We start from the raw sequence: 23,129 nt of genomic DNA, 5'->3' as shown, positions 1-23,129 counted from the left end.
AAGGCGGCATTCCCTGGATTGCCCCGGTCTTCGATTGTCCATGCCGACATCGGTCCCGGGGAAGGGGCGGCCTGCACGGGCATGGCAGATCCGCGAGCATGGCAGATGGCGGCAAGGCCATGCTAGAGGACCATCGTCCTCCCCAAACGCCGACGGTTGTCCATTTCATGCTGACCGAGATCACGCCTCCGGCCTTCGACATCGACCTGGAGCTTCTGTACGCCACCGCCGACAACCTGTCGGGCGCACCGATCTACCGCTCGGCGGTCTGCCTGCTTCACCCCGACGCCGCCCGCCGGCTCGGCGATGCCATCCGGCTGGCCCGCGGCATCGGCTGCCGGCTGCGCGTGTACGATGCCTTCCGTCCGGCGGAGGCGCAATGGAGGCTTTGGCACGCCTTTTCCGATCCGACCTACATCGCCGACCCGCGGCAGGGCTCCAACCATACCCGCGGCGTGGCGATCGACCTGACGCTGGTGGATGGCGCGGGCCGGCCGCTGGACATGGGCACCGGCTTCGACGAGATGACCGAGCGGTCGCACCACGGACGCAGCGACCTGACCGCCGAGCAGCAGCGCAACCGCGCCCTGCTGCTCGGCGTGATGGCCGGCGCCGGATGGGAGCATTACCGGTCGGAATGGTGGCACTACCAGCTGCCGGATGCCGATCGCTACCCGCTGCTGACCGATGCGGCAGCCGGCGGCAGGCTGATGTAAGACCAGAGCCGAAAAGTTTCGACTTTTCGGCTCTGGTACGGCCGCGACTGCGGCCGCGCGGGCACATGCCCGCGAAGCCAAGGCCCGCGGAAGTGGGCCGCCCGGCGTCTGAGGGGCCGGAAAGTGCCGACCAAAGGTCGGAACTTTTCGGCATTGGTGTAAGCCCACCGATGTAGGGATCGGGCGGCGGACGGCCGCCGCCCTATATCAGCGCTTGCGTTGCGGCGGAGGCGTTCCATTGTTGCACGCGCGCACCGCATCGCTGCCCTCTGTGGGAAAGCGGCGGTCGGCGCTTGTTCGCGGGACGGAGATTGTGGCACACCCTTTGCGTTGGGGCGGAGGTCGCCCCGATCAGCGTTTTCCGCAAGGGCGCCATGTCGTTCCGTCGTGCCGTCACGGTACTCGCCGCCGCCGCGCTGTCCGCCTGGACCGCGCTCGCGCCGGCATCCCGGCCCGCCGCCGCCGAATCCACCTCTCCGCCGGGCGCCAGCGCGGTGGTCTTCGCCTATGACCGTTTCGGCGAAGACCAGAACCCCTCGATCAGCATCCGCATCGACCAGTTCGAAGCCCATCTGGACGAGTTGACCGACGGCGAATACCAGGTCCTGCCGCTGCCGACGATTCTGGATGCCCTGCGCACCGGCAAGCCGCTGCCCGACCGTACGGTGGCGATCACCATCGACGAGGCCAGCCGCTCCGCCTACACCGAGGCCTGGCCGCGGCTGAAGGCGGCGGGCCTGCCCTTCACCCTGTTCGTCGCCACCGACGCGGTGGACCGCGGGTCCCCCGCCCACATGACCTGGAGCGAGATCCGGCAGCTGGCGGCGGCCGGCGTCACCATCGGGGCGCTCGGCACCTCCACCCAGTCGATGCTGGCGCGCAGCCCGGACCAGGTGGCGGCCGACCTGCGGCGGATGTCCGACCGCTTCCAGACGGAGCTGGGTCGGCGCCCGGCGGTCTTGGCCTATCCGCAGGGGGAATATTCGCTGGCCGTGCGGCAGCTGGTGGTCGACCAGGGCTTCACCGCGGCCTTCGGCCAGCAATCGGGGGTCCTGCACCCGCAGGCCGATCCGTGGAGCCTGCCGCGCTTCGTCATGAACGAGACCTACGGCAGCGCCGACCGCTTCGAACTGGCGGCCAACGCGCTGCCCCTGCCGGTGTCGGACCTGACGCCCGACGATCCGCTGGTCACCGTCAATCCGCCGCCGCTGGGCTTCACCATCGCCGACGGGGTGGGCGACAGCTCCAAGCTGGCCTGCTTCGCCACCGGCCAGGGCCGCACCGCGCTGGAACGCATCGCCGAGGATCGGGTGGAAGTCCGCATCAAGGATCCCTTCCCGCCGGGCCGGGCCCGCGTCAACTGCACGCTGCCGGCCGCCGACGGGCGCTGGCGCTGGCTTGGCGTCCAGTTCCTGATCCCGGAATAACGGCCGGCAGCGGCAGTCCCGGCCGGCCCCGACCCGATGGCCCAAACCCGACCGCCCGGTCTGATCAACCAGTCCGATCGACGGGCTTCGGGGTCCATAGGCATTGGCGGGCGGGACCACGCCGCCTATGGTGCCGGACCCGGCGTGCCGTTGCAGGGCGCGCCGCAATCTTCGGGAGCGGGCGATGGCCGACGAGACGTATTCACCGGACGGACAGGGGAACGGGCAGGGTTCCGACATCGGCTGGGCCGATACGGTGCGCTTCCGGCTGCCGGGCGGCTGGACGGTCGATGTGGAGGAGCATGAAGGGCAGCCGGTGGGCAGCTTCCGGCCACCGCCGCCGGCGGCCGGCGTGCTGCGGCTGGTCACCGACCGCGTGGTTCCCCGCCCGGACTCCGGCGGTACCGCCGCCACCCTGCAGGAGATGGCTCTGCGCTTCGTCCGGCCACAGGATCCGCGGGCGGGCGACCGGACCGTGGAGACCAGGGCCGACGGCGCGGTGATCGCCCAGGCGATGATGCGGACGCAAGAGGATGGCCGGGCCGAAACCCATTATCTGTGGCTGATCGGAGCGGAACGCCCGGCGGCCGACGGGAGCGGGGCGGTGGACGGCGTCCCGACCCCTGCCGCAATCCCGGCCAAGGGTGTCGCTGCGGTCGCCATGTTCAGCTTTGCGCTGCCCGACCTGATGGACGGCGACGAATCCTGTGCCGAGACGCTGGGCCGGATCGACGATGCCATCCGCAATGCGGAGATTCGATAAAGCGGATCGGCTTCCGCCCCGGCATTCCGGGACAAGTCGCAAGGTCCGGCCGGCAACGGCCGCTCGGCGATGGCCGGTCAGCAGTGGCCGGCACCGCTGGCCATCAACGCCTTCATCCGGACCGCCTGCGGATCGTGGGCATCGGCAGCCTCCTCCGCGGCGAGCGCCGCGAGGCTGAGGAAGCGCGCCAGGTCGTCCAGAGCGCAGCGCGTCGCATCGCTCATCAGGCTGTCCAGGCAGGACTTTATGGCCAGGGCCACATCGCGTCGTTCGTCCATCATCGCGCTTCCCTTTCGCACCTGTGTAACCAGCTCTGCATGGGACCGCACGCTCCGGCGGCTGCGACGGGGCGTCGCCTGCCCATCCCCTTGCGGTCAACCCCTATAAGGCAAAGGAGATATCATATTTTCTTCTGGTTTTCACTGTTAGATTCTCAAAAACATGAATAATCATAGCAACCGAGAATTGATTGACGGTGACTTTGCACTCGATTGCTTGTTAATGAAAGGTTAACCCCGCCGGATAGTTCACGATCTAAGGATTTATCATTTGTAACCTCTGTGACGATTTGAATCAGACGGAGGTGAATATCAGAATATTCGCCTTTCCGTATTTGAGTACGCAAGTATTCTATTGCGAAGGGCAGCCGGGCGTCGCCGGTGTGGCAAAGGATGTCGCGGCAACGTTTTTTCCCCGCTTTTGCGGGCCGAAAGGCGCGCCACCCTGTTGCAGCCCGAAACGGCTCCGCCTATATCTCCGCCAGCACGGGCCGGACCCGGGGGCATCGCTCCCCGGTATCCGGACCCCCAAGCGCTCCACCGACGTTTCACCGACCCTATGGGGATCGCGGCGGTGCCGGACCAGACGGGCCGCCACGCATCTGCCGAACGAAAGAGGCTGAACATGAGCAAAGTGATTGGTATCGACCTCGGCACCACGAACTCGTGCGTCGCCGTTATGGAAGGCGGCAGCGCCAAGGTGATCGAGAACGCCGAGGGCGCGCGGACGACGCCGTCCATGGTCGCCTTCAGCCAGGGCGGCGAGCGGCTGATCGGCCAGCCCGCCAAGCGCCAGGCGGTCACCAATCCGGAAAACACCCTCTTCGCCATCAAGCGTCTGATCGGCCGCCGCTTCGACGATCCGCTGACGAAGAAGGACCAGGGCCTGGTTCCCTACCGCATCATCTCCGGCGACAACGGCGACGCCTGGGTCGAGGCGCACTCCAAGAAGTACAGCCCGAGCCAGATCAGCGCCTTCATCCTCACCAAGATGAAGGAGACCGCCGAGAACTATCTGGGCGAGAAGGTCACGCAGGCGGTCATCACCGTCCCGGCCTACTTCAACGACAGCCAGCGCCAGGCCACCAAGGACGCCGGCAAGATCGCCGGGCTGGAAGTCCTGCGCATCATCAACGAGCCGACGGCCGCAGCACTCGCCTACGGCATGGAGAAGAAGGGGTCCGGCACCGTCGCGGTCTATGACCTGGGCGGCGGCACCTTCGACATCTCGGTGCTGGAGATCGGCGACGGCGTCTTCGAGGTGAAGTCGACCAACGGCGACACCTTCCTGGGCGGCGAGGACTTCGACAGCCGGATCATCGAGTATCTCGCCGACGAGTTCAACAAGGAGCAGGGCATCGACCTGCGCAAGGACAAGCTCGCGCTGCAGCGCCTCAAGGAGGCCGCCGAGAAGGCGAAGATCGAGCTGTCGTCCACCACGCAGACCGAAGTCAACCTGCCCTTCATCACCGCCGACCAGACCGGTCCGAAGCACCTGAACATCAAGCTGACCCGCGCCAAGCTGGAAGCCCTGGTGGACGAGCTGGTGCAGCGCACGATCGAGCCCTGCAAGGCGGCCCTGAAGGACGCCGGCCTGAAGGCCAGCGAGATCGACGAGGTGATCCTGGTCGGCGGCATGACCCGCATGCCCAAGGTCATCGACGCGGTGAAGCAGTTCTTCGGCCGTGAGCCGCACCGCGGCGTCAACCCGGACGAGGTGGTCGCCATCGGCGCCGCCATCCAGGGCGGCGTGCTGAAGGGCGAGGTCAAGGACGTCCTGCTGCTCGACGTCACCCCGCTCAGCTTGGGCATCGAGACGCTGGGCGGCGTCTTCACCCGCCTGATCGACCGCAACACCACGGTGCCGACGAAGAAGAGCCAGACCTTCTCGACCGCCGAGGACAACCAGAACGCCGTCACCATCCGCGTCTTCCAGGGCGAGCGCGAGATGGCGGCCGACAACAAGATGCTGGGCCAGTTCGATCTGGTCGGCATCCCGCCGGCCCCGCGCGGCGTGCCGCAGGTCGAGGTGACCTTCGACATCGACGCCAACGGCATCGTCAGCGTCACGGCGAAGGACAAGGCGACCGGCAAGGAGCAGCAGATCCGCATCCAGGCCTCGGGCGGCCTGTCGGACGCCGACATCCAGAAGATGGTGAAGGACGCCGAGGCCCACTCGGCCGACGACAAGAAGCGCCGCGAGCTGGTCGACGCCCGCAACCATGCCGACGCCCTGATCCACACCACCGAGCGGACCATCAAGGAGAACGGCGACAAGATCCCGGCCTCCGACAAGACCGCCGCGGAGGCTGCCGTCGCCGAGCTGAAGTCGGTGCTGGACAGCGAGGATCTGGACGGCATCAAGGCGAAGACCGACGCGCTGGCCCAGGTGTCGATGAAGCTGGGCGAGGCGATGTACAAGGCCGGCCAGGGCGAGGCCCCGGCTGCGGGCGGCGAGGCGCCGGGCGCCCAGCCGAACGAGCCGGGCGTCGTCGACGCCGACTTCGAAGAGGTCCAGGACGACAAGAAGAAGTCGGCCTAAGGCCCGTCTCTTAGGGCAGGCAGCTTCTTTTTGATACGGATCTGACGCGAGCATCGATGGCCCGCCGCCTTTCCCCGGCGGCGGGCCTTCGGTATGCTGGGCTCAGGCTCCGGTACGATGCGGACAGTTTGGACCAGAACGACTCAAAGGCGGTCGGCCCCCATGGCGAAACAGGATTATTACGAGCTGCTCGGTGTGGCGAAGAGCGCCAGCGCGGATGAGCTGAAAAAGGCTTATCGCAAGATGGCGATGCAGTACCACCCGGACCGCAACCAGGGTGACAAGGACGCCGAGCAGAAGTTCAAGGAAGTCAGCGAAGCCTACGAGGTCCTGAAGGACGATCAGAAGCGCGCGGCCTACGACCGGTTCGGCCACGCCGCCTTCGAGGGTGGCCGTGGTCCGGGCGCGGGCGCCGGGGCCGGCGGCTTCAACTTCGACTTCGGCGGCGGCGGCGGCTTCGCCGACATCTTCGACGAGATGTTCGGCGAGTTCATGGGCGGGCGCCGCGGCGGCGGCGGGGCGTCCGGCCGCGGCCAGGATCTGCGCTACAATCTGGAGATCGGGCTGGAGGACGCCTTCAAGGGCACCCAGACCACCATCCGCGTGCCCACCACCGTGCAGTGCGACAGCTGCAGCGGCTCCGGCGCCGCGGCGGGAACCCAGCCGATCACCTGCCCGACCTGCCAGGGTCACGGCAAGGTGCGGGCACAGCAGGGCTTCTTCACCATCGAGCGAACCTGTCCCGGCTGCCACGGCGCCGGCAAGGTCATCAAGGACGCCTGCAAGAACTGCGGCGGCTCCGGCCGGCTGCGCAAGGAAAAGTCGCTGCAGGTCAACATTCCCGCCGGCGTCGAGGACGGCACCCGCATCCGTCTGGCCGGCGAGGGCGAGGCGGGACTGCGCGGGGCGCCGGCCGGCGACCTCTACATCTTCCTGGCCATCGGCCCGCACCCGATCTTCCAGCGCGACGGCGCCAACATCCATTGCCGGGTGCCGATCCCGATGACCACGGCGGCGCTCGGCGGGTCGGTGGAGGTGCCGACCATCGACGGCACCCGCACCAAGGTGACGGTGCCGCCCGGCACCCAGTCCGGCCACCAGTTCCGCATCAAGGGCAAGGGCATGTCGGTCCTGCGCAGCGCCCAGCGCGGCGACATGTACATCCAGGCGGTGGTGGAGACCCCGGTGAACCTGACCAAGCGCCAGCAGGAACTGCTGCGCGAGTTCGAAGGCGCCGCCAAGGAAGGGTCGAACCCGCAGTCGGAAGGCTTCTTCGCCAAGGTGAAGGAGCTTTGGGAAGACCTGAAGGACTGATCGGCGGCCGGGATTTCCCTGCGGTCGGGCTTTTTGAACGGGCGGTGCGTCGACGACGCGCCGCCCGCAGCTTTTTGTCGCATACCGGGATCTTTCCGCGTTTTCCGATGGTCCGCCGGCCATTCCGGCGCGAAAGCCGTTGAAGGGGCCGTCATGCCCGTGTAATCACCCTTCATGTCTAATCCATTGGCGACATGTCCGGCCGCTGCCGGGGGGCAGGCTGCCTGATGCGGGTTGAGAGGCTTCTCGCCGCGATGGTCGACGCCTTCGTCCGCGGCGACGAACTGCCCGATCTGATCCATCCCGCCGGCCACTCGCCGATCCTGCAACGCCGCCGCGCCGCGATGATCCGGTCGCGCGTGCGCATGGTGGCGCTGATCTTCGGCGTGCTGACGCCGCTGTGGATCGCCATCGACGTCACCGTCTTCGACTGGTCGCTGGCGATCTGGCTGATCCTGCTGCGCCTGACCGCCAGCGCCGCCTTCCTGGCGCTCGCCTTCGACCGCCGCTCCTGCGAGGACATGGCCTGCGCCTGGGGACGGCTGGCGGCGCTGCTGGCGATCCCGACGCTGTTCTTCGCCATCTCCCATCCGCTGCTCTACAACCAGGGCGTCGACGACCTGCGCATCGCCGTCAGCGCCGGCTACGGCTATCTGCCCTTCGTGATGGTGGCGGGCCTCAGCGTCTTTCCGCTGACCGCCACGGAAGGGGCGCTGTTCGCCGCGCCGATGCTGGGCGCCCATCTGGCCGCCGGCTTCTACGGCTCGCTGGTGATGCCGTTCCCCTCCTACATCAGCGCGCTGTGGCTGCTGGCGCTGATCGCGGTGGTGGCGACGCTGGCGGCGATCAGCCAGCTGCATTTCATGATCGCCCTGCTGGAGCAGGCGGCGCACGACGCGCTGACCGGCGCCTTTTCCCGCCGCATCGGCGAGGAGTTGCTGAAACTCCAGGTCGCCCATGCGGAACGGACGTCGCAGCCGCTGACGGCGATCTTCGTCGACCTGGACGACTTCAAGGCGGTCAACGACCGCCATGGGCATGAGGAGGGCGACCGCGTCCTGCGCCATGCCGCCAACACCATCCGCAGCCTGCTGCGCCAGTCCGACGCGCTGATCCGCTGGGGCGGGGAAGAGTTCCTGGTCCTCATGCCCGACACCCGGATCGACGGTGCGATGATCGCGGTGGAGCGGATGCGGCGCGCCGGATTCGGCAGGCGGCCGGACGGCAGCCTGCAGACCGCCAGCATCGGCATCGCCGAGCAGACGGCCGACCGTACCGCCGACTGGGAAACCCTGGTGGAACTGGCCGACCAGCGCATGTACCGCGCCAAGCAGGACGGCAAGGACCGCGTGGTCGGACCCGGCATCCCCCCGCAAACCGATGCCGAGCCCTGGGACGGGATCGTCGCCTAAACGGCCTCCAGCGGATACTCCCGCAACGCTTCATAGACGGCACCGCCGTTGCCGGGATGGCTGCGGTAGAGCGTGATGTGATCGACCGGAATCGGACCGGCGCGGAACAGGCCGCGGTCGGACAGGAAACGTCCGATGCGGTCGGCCGGTGCGTCCTTCAGCCGGGCCAGCGTGATGTGGGGGGAGAATTTCCGCTCCTCCACCGGCAAGCCGCAGCGGACGATCGCGGATTCGACCTTGGCCTGGAGATGGGCCAGCGCCTCGTTGCGCTCGACCCCTGCCCACAGCACCCGCGCCTTGCGGGCGCCGGCGAACACGCCGACGCCATCGAGCGTGAGCGGGAAGGCCGGTGCCCGCAGTTCGGCCAAGGCGGCGTCGATGTCCATCGCCTGATCCTCCGGCACCTCGCCGATGAAGCGCAGGGTCAGATGCATGGTCTCAGGCTCGGTCCAGCGCGCGCCGGGCACCCCGCCGGCCAGCCCGGCCAGACGCCGACGCACCTCCTCCGTCAGGTCGAGCGCGACGAACAGGCGGAGCATGGGACACCTCCATATATCGGCGGAGTTAGACCCCCACCCTGACCCTCCCCCGCTCTCAGCGGACCTACGGTCCGCCTGTCGCGTCAGCACAAAGCAAAGCTTTGTGCGAGAGCTGGGCGGGGGAGGGGATTGGAGCTTTGTCGGCGTTCGGCGGTAGTCCCTCCCCCGCTCAGCGGGGGAGGTTAGGTGGGGGCAATTGCGGCCAACAGCTTACGGGCACGGATCCGGCAGGCGGTTGTGCACGGCGTCGATCTCCGCCAGCACCTCCGGCGACAGGGTCAGGTCGAGGGAGTCGATGTTGGAGATCAGCGTCTCCATCGTCGTCGCCCCGATCAGCGACGAAGCGACGAAGGGTTGCTGCAACGTGAAGGCGATGGCCATCTGGTTGGGCGCCAGCCCGTGGCGACGGGCAATCTCCAGATAGGCTTCCGTCGCTGCGTCGGCGTTGACGGTGGCGTAGCGCGACGGCCGGTGGTCGAGCGCGCGGCGGCTGCCCGGCGGCACGGTGCCGTTCAGGTACTTGCCGGTCAGCGTGCCGGCGCCCAGCGGCGAATAGGCGAGCAGTCCGACATCCTCGCGCAGGGCCACCTCCGACAGCCCGTTCTCGAAGGTCCGGTTCAGCAGGTTGTAGGCGTTCTGGATCGAGGCGACGCGCGGCAGCCCGGCCACCTCGGCGGCGCGCAGCCAGCGCATCACGCCCCAGGGGCTCTCGTTCGACAGCCCGACATGGCGGATCTTGCCGGCCTGGACCAGTTCGGCCAGCGCCGCCAGCGTCTCCTCGATCGGCACGCCGTCATTCTCCGGCTTGTGGCGGTAGGTGCGGACACCGAAGCGGTTGGTGACGCGGTCGGGCCAATGGATCTGGTAGAGGTCGATGTAGTCGGTCTTCAGCCGCGACAGGCTGGCCTCCACCGCCGCGAAGAGGTTGGCGCGGTCCAGCCGCGACTTGCCCTCGCGGATCCAGCCGAAGCCGCCGGCCGGCGCGCCGATGATCTTGCTGGCGAGGATCACCTTGTCGCGCTTGCCGCGCGACTGGAACCAGCTGCCGATCACCGCCTCGGTCTTGCCGTAGGTGTCGGCGGTGGGCGGGATGGCGTACATTTCCGCCGTGTCCCAGAAAGTGATGCCGCGGTCGAGCGCCGCGTCCATCTGGGCATGGCCTTCGGCCTCGGTGTTCTGGCGGCCCCAGGTCATGGTGCCGAGGCCGATGGCGCTGACCGACAGGCCGGTGCGGCCGAGCGGACGATACTGCATCCGAGACGTTCCTTGTTCGAAGAGGCTTTTAGAGGAAGAGCGTCAGCACGCCGGTGTAGCCGTAGAGCCGGTTGTGCGACACCTCGCCGGAGGCGAAGAAGCCGGTCAGCGGGATATCGCCGAAGGTCTCGCGGATCATCGACAGCTCGGCATCGGCGGTGCCGAACAAGCCGGGTCCACGGGCGATGCAGCTGACATACACCGCCCCCTTCGGCCTCGTCTTCACCCGTTTCCTGAGGCCGTCCAGCATCCGGCGCATGTCGGCGGCGGCGGTGTCGGCATCGCGGCGGGTGAACATCACGGCTTGGCCGGTGGTCACCCGCTCCGCGATGGAGAGCCAGCCGGCGCGCGGGTCGATGGCGATGAGGTCGCGCACCAGATAGTCCTGGGTGTCGGAGCCGGCGATGGGCAGCCCGGCGCAGATCACCCCGGCGACCTGCCGCAGGTCGGCGGCAAGCTCCGGCCCGATGTCCTCCTTGAAGACGTCCAGCGCCGGGCGGCCATCGATCTCCAGGATGACGTTGTCGTCGCTGGCGGTGACGGTGCGGGTCGGCCCGATGGGGCGGCAGCCCTGGGTCAGGGCGGTGGCGACCGGCAGATCGGGCGCGAACAGCACCCCCGACACGCCGCCCTCGGCGACCGGATCGGCATCCTCCGCCCCGGCGGCGATCTGCGGGAACTCCCCGCGCGAGGCGGACAGGCCGCCGACCAGGAAGACGCCGGCCTCCTCCGACAGGCGGGAGACCAGCCCGGCCATGTCGGCATGGTGCGGGTCGACATGGACCAGCGCCAGCGCGGCGCCATGCTTGTCGAGCCAGCCGCCGGCACTGCCGCGCAAAGGCTCCAGCCCGTCCGTCAGGGTGGGGAACAGGCGGAAGCTGTCCTCCGGCAGGCGGGCGGCCATGATCGCCAGCCCCGGCTCGTCGAACAGGGCGTCGCCGTTGGCCATCACGCCGATGCCGACCGTGCCGACCCAATGGCGGATGCCGGTGACGCCGCGCAGCAGGGTGACGATGCTGGTCGCATGCTCCGCCATCCCGTCGGTCAGGTAGAGGAAGCCCAGGTTGCAACCGGCGACCGGGCCCAGGCGATCCAGGCAGGCCTTGACCGTCGGCCCCCACTCCGCCCCGGCGGCGCAGGCGGCGTGAAAGCGGGTGTCGCTGTCGAGGGAAACGGTCATGATGGGTCAGCCTCCGGGCTTTTCCGTAGTCTTCTGGTCCGCAGTCTTCTGGATTTGCGGCAAGCTGTCGAGCAGTGCGGTGACGGAGGGCAGGATACGCTCGACGATGATGGCCACGCCCTGGGCGTTGGGATGAAGCCCGTCCTGTTGGATCAACGCCTGCTGCAACGCCACCCCGTCGAGGAAGAAGGGATAGAGCGGCACATCGTAGGTCTTCGCCAGATCGGGGTAGATGGCGTTGAAGCTGTCGGTGTAGGGCTTGCCCAGGCTGGGCGAGGCGAACATGCCGGCCAGCAGGGTCGGGACCTTGCGCTCCTTCAGCGTCTTCAGGATGGCGTCGAGGTTGGCCTTGGCCTGACCCGGGTCGAGCCCGCGCAGCATGTCGTTGGCGCCGAGTTCGACGATGGCGGCGTCCGGCTTGTCGGCCAGTGCCCAGTCCAGCCGCGCCCGCCCGCCCGCCGTGGTGTCGCCCGACACGCCGGCATTGACGACGGTGACGCTGTAGCCCTTGGCGGCCAGCGCCTTCTCCAGCTGCCGGGTGAAGCCCTGCGGTTCCGGCAAGCCGTAGCCGGCGGTCAGGCTGTCGCCCAGCGCCAGCAGCTTCACCGGCTGCGCGGCAACCGCGCGGGTCGGAACGGTCATCGATGCCCCTGCGGCGAAAAGAAAGGCGAGCGCCACGCCAAGGGCGCCCGTGTTGAAAGCCCGGCGGGTCGTGCCATATGGCGATGGTCCATTCCGCTTGTGCGAGTGTCGCATGTCCAAGGCTCAGTCCCCTGCAACGTCGTCAGATTTCATCGCCCGGTCCCCCAACGATTCAATCGTTGAACTCGACGACGTCCACCTGAAATTGGACAGCGGCGCCGGACCCGTCAACATCCTGCGCGGCGTGAATCTTCAGGTTACGGCCGGCGAGCGGGTCGGCGTCGTCGGCCCCAGCGGCTCCGGCAAGTCGACCATGATGATGGTGATGGCCGGGCTGGAACGCCCCAGCGGCGGCGTCGTCCGCGTCGCCGGCCAGGATCTCGGCCGGTTGGACGAGGATGGCTTGGCGCGCTTCCGCCGCCAGCATGTCGGGATCGTCTTCCAGGCCTTCCATCTGGTGCCGACGATGACGGCGCTGGAGAATGTCGCCATCCCGCTGGAGTTCGCCGGGGTCGCCGACGCCTTCGACCGCGCCCGCGTCGGGCTGGAACAGGTGGGCTTGGGCCACCGCGTCCACCATTATCCCGGCCAGCTGTCGGGCGGCGAGCAGCAGCGCACCGCGCTGGCCCGCGCCTTCGTCACCGAGCCGTCACTGCTGCTGGCCGACGAGCCGACCGGCAACCTCGACATCGACACCGGCGCCACCATCGTCAAGCTGCTGTTCGATCTGGCGGAGCGGCGCGGCACGACGCTGGTGCTGATCACCCACGACCAGAGCCTCGCCGCGCGCTGCGACCGCACGGTGCGGCTGGCGGATGGGCGGATCGCCGACGACGGGCAGGCGGCCCGACGCGCAAAGCTGCAGGCGGCGGGGGAGTGAGGGGGATGGCTGGACTGATGCGGACCGTTTCCCCCTCTCCCCCCCGGGGAGAGGGTCGGGGTGAGGGGGACGCACCGCGTGGCGTAAGTCGGCGTGCAAACCCCTCGTCACTGAAACAATCCTCGCCACGCATCCCCCTCACCCNCGCATCCCCCTCACCCTAACCCTCTCCCCGGGGGGGAGAGGGGACCCGCAGGGGAGAGGGAATAGTTGCGGGTATGAGGGGGCCATGCGATGACCAACCTTGGCCTCGCCCTCCGGCTTGCCCGGCGGGAGCTGCGCACCGGCCTGAAGGGCTTCTGGGTCTTCCTCGCCTGCCTCGCGCTGGGCGTCGCCGCCATCGCCGCGGTGCAGTCGGTGTCGAGCGGGTTGCTCGACGGGCTGGCGAGCGACGGGCGCTCGATCCTCGGCGGTGACGTCGCGTTGCGGCAACTCTACAATCCGCCGGCCGACGAGCAGATGGCGGCGCTGAAGGCTGGCGGCCGGGTCTCGACCTCCGCCGAGATGCGGGCGATGGCCCGCGCCGACGATGACGTCCGCTCCTCGCTGGTCGAGCTGAAGGCGGTCGACGATTTCTATCCGCTCTACGGTGCCGTGACACTGGACGGCGGCGGCGACCTGCGCGACGCGCTGGCGCAGAAGGACGGCCGCTGGGGTGCCGTGGTGGAGGCCAGTCTGGTCGACCGGCTGGGCATCAAGCCTGGCGACACCATCCATGTCGGCGAGGGCGCCTACCGCGTCGCCGCCGTGTTGGACCGCGAGCCGGACCGCGCCTCCTCCAACGCCTTCTCGCTCGGGCCGCGGCTGCTGGTGGCGCTGCCGTCGCTGACGAACACCGGGTTGCTGCAACCCGGCAGTCTCACCTGGTGGAGCACCAAGGTGGCGCTGCCGCCGGAGACCGACCTCAAGGCTTGGCAGGAGGGGTTGCGCAGCCGCTTCCCCGACGCGCCGTGGCGGATGCGCGACTACACCAACGCTTCGCCGCAGATCGAGCGCTTCATCGACCGCATGACGCTGTTCCTGACGCTGGTCGGGCTGACCGCGCTGCTGGTCGGCGGCGTCGGGGTCGGCAACGCGGTGCGCAGCCATCTCGATTCGCGCGCCCGCACCATCGCCATGATGAAGTGCATCGGCGCGCCCGGCGCCCTGGTCTTCCAGCTCTATCTGGCGCAGATCCTGGCGCTGGCTCTGTTGGGCATCGTCATCGGGCTGGCGCTGGGGGCCGTGGCGCCGCTGGCGCTGGGCCGGCTGCTCGACGGCGTGCTGCCGGTGTCGGCACATATCGGCGTCTATCCCGGCGCCCTGGCGCTGGCCGCCCTCTACGGCGTGCTGACGGCGCTGACCTTTTCGCTGTGGCCGCTCGGCCGGGCGCGCGAGGTGCCGGCGGGCGCGCTGTTCCGCGACGTGATCGCCCCGGCCGGCGGACGGCCGCGTATGCCCTACACCGTCGCGATGGTGGTGTCGGCCGCGGCGCTCGCCGGGCTGGCGGTTCTGACCGCCCACAACAGGATCTTCGCCCTGTGGTTCGTCGGCGGCTCCATCGCCACCTTCCTCGCCTTCCGCGCCGCCGCCGCCCTGGTCACCTGGGGCGCGGCGCGGGTGGGCCAAGGAAAATTTGGGCGGGTCCGGCGTCCGGGGCTGCGGCTGGCGCTGGCCAACCTGCACCGGCCGGGCAACCCGACGGCGGCGGTGGTGCTGTCGCTGGGCCTCGGCCTGACGGTGCTGGTCGCCATCGCGCTGATCCAGGGCAACTTCTCCCGCCGGGTGTCGGAGACGATCCCGCAGGATGCCCCCGCCTTCTTCTTCGTCGACATCCAGCGCGACCAGTTCGATCCCTTGCGCGAGCTCGTCACCGCCGTCCCCGGCGCCAGCGCCTTCGAGGCGGTGCCGAGCCTGCGCGGCCGGATCGAGCGGGTGAACGGCCAGGACGCCGAAAAGGCGCTGGTCAACCCGGAACAGGCCTGGATCCTGGCCGGCGATCGCGGCATCACCTATTCCGCGACGCTGCCGAAACATTCCACCGTTACCGCCGGCAGCTGGTGGCCGACCGACTATGCCGGGCCGCCGCTGATCTCCATTCATCAGAGCGTCGCCGAGGCCTTCGGCATCGGTCCGGGCGCCACCATGACCGTCAACATCCTGGGCCGCAGCATCGAGGCCAAGGTCGCCAACGTGCGTTCCGCCGATTTCAGCAGCATGGCGATCAACTTCACCATGGTCTTCGCCCCCGGCACGCTGGAGGGGGCGCCGCAGACCTGGGTCGCCACCGTCCGCGCCACGCCCGACGCCGAGACCCAGGTGCAGCGCGCCGTCCTGCAGCGCTTCCCCAACATCACCATGGTGCGGGTGAAGGACGCGCTCGACACGGTGGCGGAGATGCTGGGCCATATCGGCACCGCGGTGCGCATCGTCGCCGGCATCACGCTGGCCGCCGGCACGCTGGTGCTGGCCGGCGCGGTCGCCGCCGGCCACCGCCGCCGGGTCTATGATGCGGTGGTGCTGAAGGTGCTGGGCGCCACGCGCGGCGACGTGCTGCGCGCCTTCCTGTTGGAATACGGGCTGCTCGGCCTGCTGACCGCGGTGATCGCCGGCATCATCGGCACGCTGACCGCCTGGGCGGTGCTGAAGTTCCTGATGCATTGGGAATGGAGCTTCCTGCCGTCGGCGGTCATAACCACCGCTTTGCTGAGCACGGCGATCACGCTGGCTTTCGGGTTCTATGGTACTTGGCGGGCTTTGGGCCAGCCTTCGGCGCCATTGCTTCGGAACGAATGATTCCCGCGTCATGAAGCCGCAGGAAAAACGAATCGTGAAAGCTATTTCATCTGGAAAAACCGCTGCCGATTCCTATTGAACCGCATGACGGACTCGCCAATATGTCCTGGCACGGGATCACCCTATTCCACCGAGGAAACCAAACCATGGCAGACCCGACCTATAACCGCTTCGCGACCGCAGGCCGCGCGACAGATCGGGGATACTTAGACGAAGGCCTGCGGCAGCACATGCTGCGCGTGTACAACTACATGGGCGCCGGCCTGATCCTGACGGGTCTGGTCGCGGCACTCGTGTCGTCCAGCCCGGCCATGATGGCCACCATCTTCGGCACGCCGCTGAAGTGGGTGGTGATGCTGGCCCCGCTCGCCTTCGTCATGGTGCTGTCGTTCGGCATCCAGCGCCTGTCCTTCGCATCGGCACAGATGATCTTCTGGGCCTATTGCGGCGCGATGGGCCTGTCGATGTCGGCCATCTTCCTGGTCTTCACCGGGGCGTCGATCGCACTGACCTTCTTCGTCACCGCCGCGACCTTCCTGGCGATGAGCCTCTACGGCTACACGACGAAGGCCGACCTGTCGAAGATGGGCTCGTTCCTGATGATGGGCGTCATCGGTCTGGTGATCGCCGGCCTGGCGAACATCTTCTTCCAGTCGCCGGCCCTGCATTTCGCGATCTCCGCCATCGGCGTGCTGATCTTCACCGGCCTGACCGCCTACGACACCCAGGCGATCAAGGAAAGCTACGCCGAGGGCTACGATCACGAGAGCACCGGCAAGCTGGCCCTGATGGGCGCCCTGACGCTGTACCTGGACTTCATCAACCTGTTCCAGTTCCTGCTGCAGTTCCTGGGCCAGCGCAACAACGACTGATCTTGCGAGCCTGATCGGACAAGCATCGGATCAAGCAGCAGCCGCCCGGAAGCACCCGCTTCCGGGCGGTTTTCTTTTGCACTGCTTTTTCAGGACTCCACCGTCACCGGGTCGCCGACCGCCAGCCCCAGAACCCGGTCGGCCCGCCCGCGGTTAACGGCGATCTCCGCCAGCCCGTTGGAGTTTTCGTACCACAGCGGCTGGCCCGGCCCGACGGCGCCGAAGGTGCGGGCGCGGGCGATCCGGGTGCCGCCGGCGGTCAGCACCGCATCGGCGGGCAGGGCGGAAGCCCGCAGGCCGGTCATGGCGTTGCCGTAGACGTCGACATAGACGATGCGGGCCAAATCGTCCGGCCAGTCCGGACGGTCGATGTCGATGGGATCGAGCGGGCTGCGCGCAACGGCCTGGCCCGTTGCAAGGTTGGCAGCGACGGGGGCGAACAGGTCGCGGCCGTGGAAGCTGGCGGACAGCCGGTCCGGGATCCAGTCGATTTTCCAGGCGTTTAGTGACGTTGCACGGCGGGCGGGCAGGGCGAAGAGGCCGTTGTCGGGGCCGACGAACCAGCGCCCGTCGGCCTCCACCATCACCGGCCGCCGGTCGGTGCCGACGCCGGGATCGACGACGCAGAGAAAGACGCTGCCGGCCGGGAAGGCCGGCGCGTAGGCCGCCAGCAGATAGGCGGAGAGCTGCGGGTCGAAGGCGGGAGCGTCGGCGAACAGGTCGATGACCGGGACGGCGGGCGCTTGTTGCGCCAACACCGCCTTCATCTGGCCGGTGTAGGGGCCGGAAAGGCCGAAGTCGGTGAAGAGCAGGATCATGGGGGGCCTTTTCACCAGTGCCGCTACCTTAGACCCCCACCCTAACCCTCCCCCGCCCAGCGGGGGAGGTTAGGTGGGGGCAATCGACGCCCCCCTCACACCGACTTGGTATCGAGCGCGTAGCCGGCCGACCGCACCGTGCGGATCAGGTCAAGCTCGTCCTCTTCGTTCATTGCCTTGCGCAGGCGGCGGATGTGGACGTCGACCGTACGCGGCTCGACGTACACATCGTGGCCCCAGACCAGATCGAGCAGCTGTTCGCGCGAGAAGACACGGCCGGCATGCTGCATGAAATGGCGCAGCAGGCGGAATTCGGTCGGCCCGAGATGGACGTCCCGGCCGTTGCGGCGGACGCGGTGGGCGGCCAGATCCATCGTCACGTCGGCGAAGGTCAGCACTTCGTCGGTCATGCCGGGAGAGGCGCGGCGCAGCACGGCGCGCATGCGCGCCACCAGCTCGGTCGGCGAGAAGGGTTTGGTGATGTAGTCGTCGGCGCCGGAATTCAGGCCGCGCACCCGGTCGCCCTCCTCGCCGCGGGCGGTCAGCATGATGATCGGGATGTCGCGGGTCTTGGCGTTGCGGCGCAGCTGGCGGCAGACCTCCAGCCCGCTCATCAGCGGCAGCATCCAGTCGAGCAGCACGATGTGCGGCGTCTGTTCGCCGGCGGCCAGCAGGGCCTCCTCGCCGTCGCTGGCGGTGGCGACGCGGAAGCCTTCCTTTTCCAGGTTGTACTTCAGCAGCGTCAGGATGTCGGCCTCGTCCTCGACGATCAGGACGAGCGGCTTCAGGGCCGCATTCATGGTGGCTCCGTTGACAGCGCGCGTCTCGACGTTAACCGGCATGGCACAGCCTTTTCAACAAAGGAGGGGAGGGGGCGCAGGAGGAAGGAGGCATAAGGAAGGGTTCAGCCGTAGCGGCCGGTGATGTAGCCCTGGGTGCGCTCGTCGCGCGGGTTGGTGAAGATCTCCTCGGTGTCGTCGCACTCCACCATCTCGCCGAGATGGAAGAAGGCGGTGCGCTGCGACACGCGGGCGGCCTGCTGCATGTTGTGGGTGACGATGACGATGGTGTAGTTGGCCCGCAGCTCGTCGATCAGCTCCTCGATATGGGCGGTCGCGATGGGGTCGAGCGCCGAACAGGGCTCGTCCATCAGGATCACCTCGGGGCTGACGGCGATGGCGCGGGCGATGCACAGCCGCTGCTGCTGGCCGCCGGACAGGCTGGTGCCGGGTTCGCGCAGGCGGTCCTTGACCTCCGCCCACAGGCCGGCGCGCTTGAGCGAGGTCTGCACCACCTCGTCCAGCTCGTCGCGGCCGGAAGCCAGGCCATGGATGCGCGGGCCGTAGGCGACGTTGTCGTAGATCGACTTGGGGAAGGGGTTCGGCTTCTGGAACACCATGCCGACGCGGGCGCGCAGCTGCACCGCGTCGACCGCCTTGCCATAGACGTCCTCGCCGTCGAGCGCGATCCGCCCCTCGACCCGGCAGCCCTCGATGGTCTCGTTCATCCGGTTCAGGCAGCGCAGGAAAGTCGACTTGCCGCAGCCGGACGGGCCGATCAGCGCCAGCACCCGGTTTTCCCGGATGTCGAGGTCGATGCCCTTCAACGCCTGCTTGGCGCCGTAGAACACCGTCACCCCGCGGGCGGTCATCTTGTTGGGCAGGGCTGCGCCTGGGCGTTGACCGGGACGGTCGTCGGTGTGGGGACGCAGCTTCAGCGGGTTCTGAATGCTCATGACGCTCACCACCGTCTCTCGAAAACCTTGCGCAGGATCACGGCCGCGCCGTTCAGCAGGATCAGGACGCCGAGCAGGATCAGGATCGCCGCCGAGGTGCGCTCGGTGAAGGCCCGCTCCGGGCTGTCGGCCCACATGTAGATCTGCACCGGCAGGACCGTGGCGCTGTCGGTCAGCCCGTGGGGGATGTCGACGACGAAGGCGACCATGCCGATCATCAGCAGCGGCGCCGTCTCGCCCAGCGCGCGGGCCATGCCGATGATGGTGCCGGTCAGGATGCCGGGCAGCGCCAGCGGCAGCACATGGTGCAGCACGGTCTGCAGGGGTGAGGCGCCGATGCCCAGCGCCGCCTCGCGGACCGACGGCGGCACCGCCTTCAGCGCGACGCGGGACGCGATGATGATGACCGGCAGCGTCATCAGCGCCATCACCAGCCCGCCGACCAGCGGGGCGGAGCGCGGCATGCCGAAGAACCCCAGGAACACGGCCAGGCCCAGCAGGCCGAAGATGATCGACGGCACCGCGGCGAGGTTGTTGATGTTCACCTCGATCAGGTCGGTCCAGCGGTTCTTGGGCGCGAACTCCTCCAGATAGACTGCGGCGGCGATGCCGGTCGGCACCGACAGCGCCATGGTCACCAGCAGGGTCAGCAGCGAACCGACGATGGCGCCGCCGATGCCGGCCTGTTCCGGCTCCCGGCTGTCGCCGGCGGTGAACAGGGTGGTGTTGAAGCCCTGCGCCAGCGCCGCCGACGCCAGCAGCGCGTCGGCGGCGGCGACCTTGGCGTCGCTGATCCCGCGCTCGCTCTCCGGCAGGTCGCGGCGATAGGCGCCCTTCACCAGCTGGTCGATCTGGTCGTCGGCGCGGACCCAGATCGTCTGCGTCGTTCCGGCCAGCGCCGGGGTCTTCGCCACCATCGCCTCAATCTCGTAGGGCGCGCCCGACGACAGCAGGTCGTTCAGCACACGGCGGCCGGCGCGGTCGGTCACCTGCGGGAACTGGGCGTAGAGCGCCCGGCGCAGCAGGGCGGTGTAGTTGCGGTCGGCGACCTCCGCCGGGTCCAGCGTCACCTCCAGCCGGATGCGCGCCTCCAGGAAGGCGCTGGCGCCCTTGGCGACGATGGAGCCCAGCAGCAGCACCAGGATCAGCGCCGCCAGCGCCACCGCCGCGGCGCCGGCCAGCCGGAAGCGGCGCTCCGCGGCATGGCGGGCGCGCAGGCGGCGGGCGAAGGCCTCGCTGCGCAGGCGCGACTTCGGGGCGGTGGAAGGGGAAGGGGAGGGCGTCACGGCCGCCACGTCCCGCTCGACGAGGTCAGTCATATTTTTCCCGATAGGTCCGGACCACCCGCAGGGCGACCATGTTGAGGCAGAGCGTGACGAGGAACAGCACGAGGCCGAGGCCGAAGGCCGACAGCGTCTTCGGACTGTCGAACTCCTGGTCGCCGACCAGCAGCGTGGCGATCTGGGTGGTGACGGTGGTCACCGCCTGCAACGGGTTGGCGGTCAGGTTGGCGGTCAGGCCCGACGCCATGGTGACGATCATCGTCTCGCCGATGGCGCGGCTGACCGCCAGCATCACGGCGGCGACGATGCCGGGCAGCGCCGCCGGCAGAACCACCTGACGGATCGTCTCGGATTTCGTGGCGCCGAGGCCGTAGGAGCCATCGCGCAAGCTCTGCGGCACCGCGTTGATGACGTCGTCCGACAGCGAGCTGACGAAGGGGATGATCATCACCCCCATGACGATGCCGGCGGCCAGCGCCGATTCCGAACTGACGTCCAGCCCCAGCGCCTCGCCCACCGAGCGGACGACGGGCGCCATGGTCAGCGCGGCGAAGAAGCCGTAGACCACGGTCGGGATGCCGGCCAGGATCTCCAGCGCCGGCTTCAGCCAGGTGCGCATGCCGCGCCCCGCATATTCGGACATGTAGATCGCCGCCATCAGCCCGACCGGCACCGCCACTGCCATGGCGATGACGGTGATGAGAAGCGTACCGGCGAACAGCGGGATGGCGCCGAAGGAGCCGCTGGAGCCGACCTGATCGGCCCGCATCGCCATCTGCGGGCTCCAATGGGTGCCGAACAGGAAGTCGAGGGGCGAGACGACGCTGAAGAAGCGCAGCGCCTCGAACAGCAGCGACAGGACGATGCCGACCGTGGTCAGGATGGCGACCAGCGAGCAGACGACCAGCGCCACCCGCACCACCCGTTCCACCGCCGGACGGGCGCGCAGGTCCGGGCCGATGCGGCGGCTGCCCCAGGCCAGCCCGGCAACGGCGATGCTGGCCCCGACAGCCAGCAGGCTCCAGCCGGCGAGGTCGCGCAGGGCGGCGTAGCGGCGGGCCGCCTCCACCACCAGCGGATCGGCCTCGCGCCCGGTGGCGATGCCGCGGGCGAGATTGAGGATGTCGGCCTTCAGCAGGGAGACCGACTGACCGTCGCCGGTGGTCAGCCGGTCCGGCAATGCCGACAGCACCAGCTGCAGCGCCAGCCAGCCTTCCGACGCCGTCCAGACGACGAACAGCAGCAGCGCCGGCAGCCCGGCCCACAGCGCGACATAGACGCCATGGTAGGAGGGGACCGAATGCAGCTCCGCCACCCGCCCGCCGACCGACGCGGCCGCGCGCGACCGGCCGACCAGGAAGCCGATCATGGTGAGCAGGGCCAGGACCAGGGCGAGGAGGGTCAGCTGCATGCGGGCGGCTCGGAGAACGGAGAGATCAGAACTGGAGTGGGGTCAGGTTCACCGCCAGGACGCGGGCGGCTTCGCGCAGCGCCTTCGGCTCCGGGATCAGCCCCTTGTCGACCAGATAGCCGTCGTCGCCCAGCGCCCGTTCCGAGGTGTATTCGCCGATGAACTCGCGGATGCCCGGGATGACGCCGGCATGGGCGTTCTTGACATAGACATAGAGCGGGCGCGCCAGCTCGTACTGGCCGGCGGCGACGGTCTCCGCCGTCAGCTCCATCCCGTCCATCTTCGCCGACTGGAGCGTGTCGCGGTTCTGGTCGAGATAGCTGTAGCCGAAGACGCCGAAGGCGTTGGGGTTGGCGGTCAGTTTCTGGACGATCAAATTGTCGTTCTCGCCAGCCTCGACATAGGCGCCATCCTCGCGGATGGTCATGCAGGCGCGTTCCCGGGCCTTCTCGTCGGGGACCGCCTTGGCGACCTCGGCGACCTTCTTGCAGCCCTCCAGCATCGCCAGCTCGTTGAAGGTGTCGCGCGTCCCGGAGGTGGGTGGCGGGCCCAGCACCTCGATCGCCGCCTTGGGCAGGGCCGGGTCGATGTCGGACCACAGCTTGTACGGGTTGGCGACCAGGGCGCCGTTCACCGGCACCTCCTTCGCCAGCGCCTTCCACAGCAGGACGGTGGACAGCGACACCGGAGCCGCCTTGCGGGAGGAGGCGAGCGCGATGCCGTCATAGCCGATCTTCAACTCGGTCATCGTGGTGACGCCGTTGGCGGCGCACTGGTCGATTTCCGACTTCTTGATCCGGCGCGAGGCGTTGGCGATGTCGGGATGGGCCGGGCCGACGCCGGCGCAGAACAGCTTCAGCCCGCCGCCGGTGCCGGTCGATTCGACCACCGGGGTCTTGAACCGGCCGCCCTTGCCAAAGGCCTCCGCCACCGCGGTGGTGAAGGGGAAGACGGTGGAGGAGCCGACCGCCCGGATCTGATCGCGCGACTGCGCCCGGGCCGGGCCGGCAAGGCTCAGGGCCAGGGTCAGGCCCAGGGCGGTCGCGGCGAAGACATGGGTCCGGGTGGTCACGGGTGCCCCTCCTTGAGGAAACGGAGACTGGTCCAGCGGAATGGCGCGGACCATAGACCCGGAGGGCGACCGATTGATTGCGTTTTTATGACGGTTTCATGACAGCGTCACGAAGTGGCGACCCTTTTCACACCCCGCCATATCCCCTTTCCCCCCCGGGGCTAATCTATCAACACAAGTACTGTGCGAGGGCAGCGCCCTCGCACAGGGTTGAGA

The 23,129-nt window shown here is 68.6% G+C and carries 20 protein-coding genes; 9 read left to right on the top strand and 11 right to left on the bottom strand.

All coding sequences use genetic code 11. The features are described from left to right. Positions 1-167 precede the first annotated feature (167 nt). The 3 genes from ddpX (at position 168) to JHL17_RS16160 (ending at position 2,906) form a co-directional block, all read left to right on the top strand. Positions 168-716: a D-alanyl-D-alanine dipeptidase gene (gene ddpX / locus JHL17_RS16170; RefSeq protein ID WP_200194578.1), complete on the top strand. Its 549-nt coding sequence runs from the start codon at positions 168-170 to the stop codon at positions 714-716. Between the two features lie 374 nt (positions 717-1,090). Next, positions 1,091-2,143, top strand: a complete 1,053-nt coding sequence (locus tag JHL17_RS16165) for a polysaccharide deacetylase family protein (RefSeq protein WP_200194577.1) — start codon at positions 1,091-1,093, stop codon at positions 2,141-2,143. A gap of 184 nt (positions 2,144-2,327) precedes the next feature. After that, entirely contained in the window at positions 2,328-2,906 is a 579-nt protein-coding gene (locus JHL17_RS16160; protein ID WP_200194576.1) for a hypothetical protein, read from the top strand. Between the two features lie 77 nt (positions 2,907-2,983). On the opposite strand, the gene JHL17_RS16155 is transcribed toward JHL17_RS16160, so the two are convergent. Then, positions 2,984-3,187 carry a hypothetical protein gene (locus tag JHL17_RS16155; RefSeq protein ID WP_200194574.1) on the bottom strand — a complete coding sequence of 68 codons (204 nt, stop codon included), beginning with the start codon at positions 3,185-3,187 and terminating at the stop codon, positions 2,984-2,986. Between the two features lie 622 nt (positions 3,188-3,809). Here JHL17_RS16155 and dnaK point away from each other — a divergent pair. The 3 genes from dnaK to JHL17_RS16140 all read left to right on the top strand — a co-directional run bounded on the left by dnaK (position 3,810) and on the right by JHL17_RS16140 (position 8,452). Continuing rightward, positions 3,810-5,726, top strand: coding sequence for a molecular chaperone DnaK (gene dnaK, locus JHL17_RS16150; RefSeq protein ID WP_200194573.1), 1,917 nt, complete (start codon positions 3,810-3,812; stop codon positions 5,724-5,726). 162 nt (positions 5,727-5,888) lie between these two features. After that, positions 5,889-7,040, top strand: a complete 1,152-nt coding sequence (gene dnaJ, locus JHL17_RS16145) for a molecular chaperone DnaJ (protein WP_200194572.1) — start codon at positions 5,889-5,891, stop codon at positions 7,038-7,040. Between the two features lie 227 nt (positions 7,041-7,267). Further along, on the top strand, positions 7,268-8,452 hold the full coding sequence (locus JHL17_RS16140; protein ID WP_200194571.1) for a GGDEF domain-containing protein: 1,185 nt from the start codon (positions 7,268-7,270) through the stop codon (positions 8,450-8,452). On the opposite strand, the gene thpR is transcribed toward JHL17_RS16140, so the two are convergent. From thpR to JHL17_RS16120, 4 genes are all read right to left on the bottom strand, one after another. Further along, a complete protein-coding gene (thpR, locus tag JHL17_RS16135; protein WP_200194569.1) occupies positions 8,449-8,991 on the bottom strand; it encodes an RNA 2',3'-cyclic phosphodiesterase in 543 nt (180 codons plus the stop codon). The two genes, JHL17_RS16140 and thpR, sit on opposite strands and share 4 nt — an antisense overlap. 210 nt (positions 8,992-9,201) lie before the next feature. Then, a complete protein-coding gene (locus JHL17_RS16130; protein WP_200194568.1) occupies positions 9,202-10,245 on the bottom strand; it encodes an NADP(H)-dependent aldo-keto reductase in 1,044 nt (347 codons plus the stop codon). A gap of 28 nt (positions 10,246-10,273) precedes the next feature. Beyond that, positions 10,274-11,425 (bottom strand): FIST signal transduction protein, encoded by a 1,152-nt coding sequence (locus tag JHL17_RS16125; protein WP_200194567.1) that lies wholly within the window; start codon positions 11,423-11,425, stop codon positions 10,274-10,276. Positions 11,426-11,431: 6 nt separating this feature from the next. Further along, entirely contained in the window at positions 11,432-12,067 is a 636-nt protein-coding gene (locus JHL17_RS16120; RefSeq protein WP_200194566.1) for an arylesterase, read from the bottom strand. Positions 12,068-12,179: 112 nt separating this feature from the next. Here JHL17_RS16120 and JHL17_RS16115 point away from each other — a divergent pair, with 112 nt between their 5' ends. The 3 genes from JHL17_RS16115 to JHL17_RS16105 all read left to right on the top strand — a co-directional run bounded on the left by JHL17_RS16115 (position 12,180) and on the right by JHL17_RS16105 (position 16,594). Then, positions 12,180-12,947, top strand: coding sequence for an ABC transporter ATP-binding protein (locus JHL17_RS16115; protein ID WP_200194565.1), 768 nt, complete (start codon positions 12,180-12,182; stop codon positions 12,945-12,947). A 234-nt stretch (positions 12,948-13,181) separates the two neighbouring features. Next, positions 13,182-15,722: an ABC transporter permease gene (locus JHL17_RS16110; RefSeq protein ID WP_200194563.1), complete on the top strand. Its 2,541-nt coding sequence runs from the start codon at positions 13,182-13,184 to the stop codon at positions 15,720-15,722. Between the two features lie 146 nt (positions 15,723-15,868). Further along, positions 15,869-16,594 (top strand): Bax inhibitor-1/YccA family protein, encoded by a 726-nt coding sequence (locus JHL17_RS16105; protein ID WP_200194562.1) that lies wholly within the window; start codon positions 15,869-15,871, stop codon positions 16,592-16,594. Between the two features lie 89 nt (positions 16,595-16,683). Here the strand turns inward: JHL17_RS16105 and JHL17_RS16100 are convergent, their stop codons facing one another. The 6 genes from JHL17_RS16100 to JHL17_RS16075 form a co-directional block, all read right to left on the bottom strand. Continuing rightward, the gene (locus JHL17_RS16100; RefSeq protein ID WP_200194561.1) at positions 16,684-17,412 is read right to left on the bottom strand and encodes an SAM hydrolase/SAM-dependent halogenase family protein; all 729 of its coding nucleotides are present in this window, start codon (positions 17,410-17,412) and stop codon (positions 16,684-16,686) included. Between the two features lie 95 nt (positions 17,413-17,507). Next, the gene (phoB, locus tag JHL17_RS16095; protein WP_109452346.1) at positions 17,508-18,212 is read right to left on the bottom strand and encodes a phosphate regulon transcriptional regulator PhoB; all 705 of its coding nucleotides are present in this window, start codon (positions 18,210-18,212) and stop codon (positions 17,508-17,510) included. A gap of 104 nt (positions 18,213-18,316) precedes the next feature. Then, positions 18,317-19,063 carry a phosphate ABC transporter ATP-binding protein PstB gene (gene pstB / locus JHL17_RS16090; RefSeq protein ID WP_247893593.1) on the bottom strand — a complete coding sequence of 249 codons (747 nt, stop codon included), beginning with the start codon at positions 19,061-19,063 and terminating at the stop codon, positions 18,317-18,319. An 89-nt stretch (positions 19,064-19,152) separates the two neighbouring features. Further along, on the bottom strand, positions 19,153-20,466 hold the full coding sequence (gene pstA / locus JHL17_RS16085) for a phosphate ABC transporter permease PstA (RefSeq protein ID WP_200194559.1): 1,314 nt from the start codon (positions 20,464-20,466) through the stop codon (positions 19,153-19,155). Beyond that, the gene (gene pstC, locus JHL17_RS16080; protein ID WP_200194557.1) at positions 20,459-21,841 is read right to left on the bottom strand and encodes a phosphate ABC transporter permease subunit PstC; all 1,383 of its coding nucleotides are present in this window, start codon (positions 21,839-21,841) and stop codon (positions 20,459-20,461) included. The genes pstA and pstC overlap by 8 nt, the downstream gene beginning before the upstream one ends. A 25-nt stretch (positions 21,842-21,866) precedes the next feature. Next, the gene (locus JHL17_RS16075) at positions 21,867-22,913 is read right to left on the bottom strand and encodes a substrate-binding domain-containing protein (RefSeq protein WP_200194556.1); all 1,047 of its coding nucleotides are present in this window, start codon (positions 22,911-22,913) and stop codon (positions 21,867-21,869) included. Positions 22,914-23,129 lie beyond the last annotated feature (216 nt).

It is taken from the genome of Azospirillum endophyticum (assembly GCF_016595245.1).
Lineage (GTDB): Bacteria > Pseudomonadota > Alphaproteobacteria > Azospirillales > Azospirillaceae > Azospirillum > Azospirillum endophyticum.
The sequence above is the reverse complement of the archived record's forward strand: the minus strand, read 5'-3'. Positions and strand labels throughout refer to the sequence as shown.

Bases quoted from the DNA above. Each gene is read 5' to 3' on its own strand.
- JHL17_RS16160 (WP_200194576.1), top strand. From the start codon at position 2,328: ATGGCCGACGAGACGTATTCACCGGACGGACAGGGGAACGGGCAGGGT.
- pstA (WP_200194559.1), bottom strand. From the start codon at position 20,466: ATGACTGACCTCGTCGAGCGGGACGTGGCGGCCGTGACGCCCTCCCCT.
- JHL17_RS16120 (WP_200194566.1), bottom strand. From the start codon at position 12,067: ATGACCGTTCCGACCCGCGCGGTTGCCGCGCAGCCGGTGAAGCTGCTG.
- JHL17_RS16125 (WP_200194567.1), bottom strand. From the start codon at position 11,425: ATGACCGTTTCCCTCGACAGCGACACCCGCTTTCACGCCGCCTGCGCC.
- JHL17_RS16155 (WP_200194574.1), bottom strand. From the start codon at position 3,187: ATGATGGACGAACGACGCGATGTGGCCCTGGCCATAAAGTCCTGCCTG.
- phoB (WP_109452346.1), bottom strand. From the start codon at position 18,212: ATGAATGCGGCCCTGAAGCCGCTCGTCCTGATCGTCGAGGACGAGGCC.
- dnaK (WP_200194573.1), top strand. From the start codon at position 3,810: ATGAGCAAAGTGATTGGTATCGACCTCGGCACCACGAACTCGTGCGTC.
- JHL17_RS16105 (WP_200194562.1), top strand. From the start codon at position 15,869: ATGGCAGACCCGACCTATAACCGCTTCGCGACCGCAGGCCGCGCGACA.
- JHL17_RS16165 (WP_200194577.1), top strand. From the start codon at position 1,091: ATGTCGTTCCGTCGTGCCGTCACGGTACTCGCCGCCGCCGCGCTGTCC.
- dnaJ (WP_200194572.1), top strand. From the start codon at position 5,889: ATGGCGAAACAGGATTATTACGAGCTGCTCGGTGTGGCGAAGAGCGCC.
- JHL17_RS16130 (WP_200194568.1), bottom strand. From the start codon at position 10,245: ATGCAGTATCGTCCGCTCGGCCGCACCGGCCTGTCGGTCAGCGCCATC.
- JHL17_RS16140 (WP_200194571.1), top strand. From the start codon at position 7,268: ATGCGGGTTGAGAGGCTTCTCGCCGCGATGGTCGACGCCTTCGTCCGC.
- JHL17_RS16100 (WP_200194561.1), bottom strand. From the start codon at position 17,412: ATGATCCTGCTCTTCACCGACTTCGGCCTTTCCGGCCCCTACACCGGC.
- ddpX (WP_200194578.1), top strand. From the start codon at position 168: ATGCTGACCGAGATCACGCCTCCGGCCTTCGACATCGACCTGGAGCTT.
- pstC (WP_200194557.1), bottom strand. From the start codon at position 21,841: ATGCAGCTGACCCTCCTCGCCCTGGTCCTGGCCCTGCTCACCATGATC.
- thpR (WP_200194569.1), bottom strand. From the start codon at position 8,991: ATGCTCCGCCTGTTCGTCGCGCTCGACCTGACGGAGGAGGTGCGTCGG.
- pstB (WP_247893593.1), bottom strand. From the start codon at position 19,063: ATGACCGCCCGCGGGGTGACGGTGTTCTACGGCGCCAAGCAGGCGTTG.
- JHL17_RS16110 (WP_200194563.1), top strand. From the start codon at position 13,182: ATGACCAACCTTGGCCTCGCCCTCCGGCTTGCCCGGCGGGAGCTGCGC.
- JHL17_RS16115 (WP_200194565.1), top strand. From the start codon at position 12,180: ATGTCCAAGGCTCAGTCCCCTGCAACGTCGTCAGATTTCATCGCCCGG.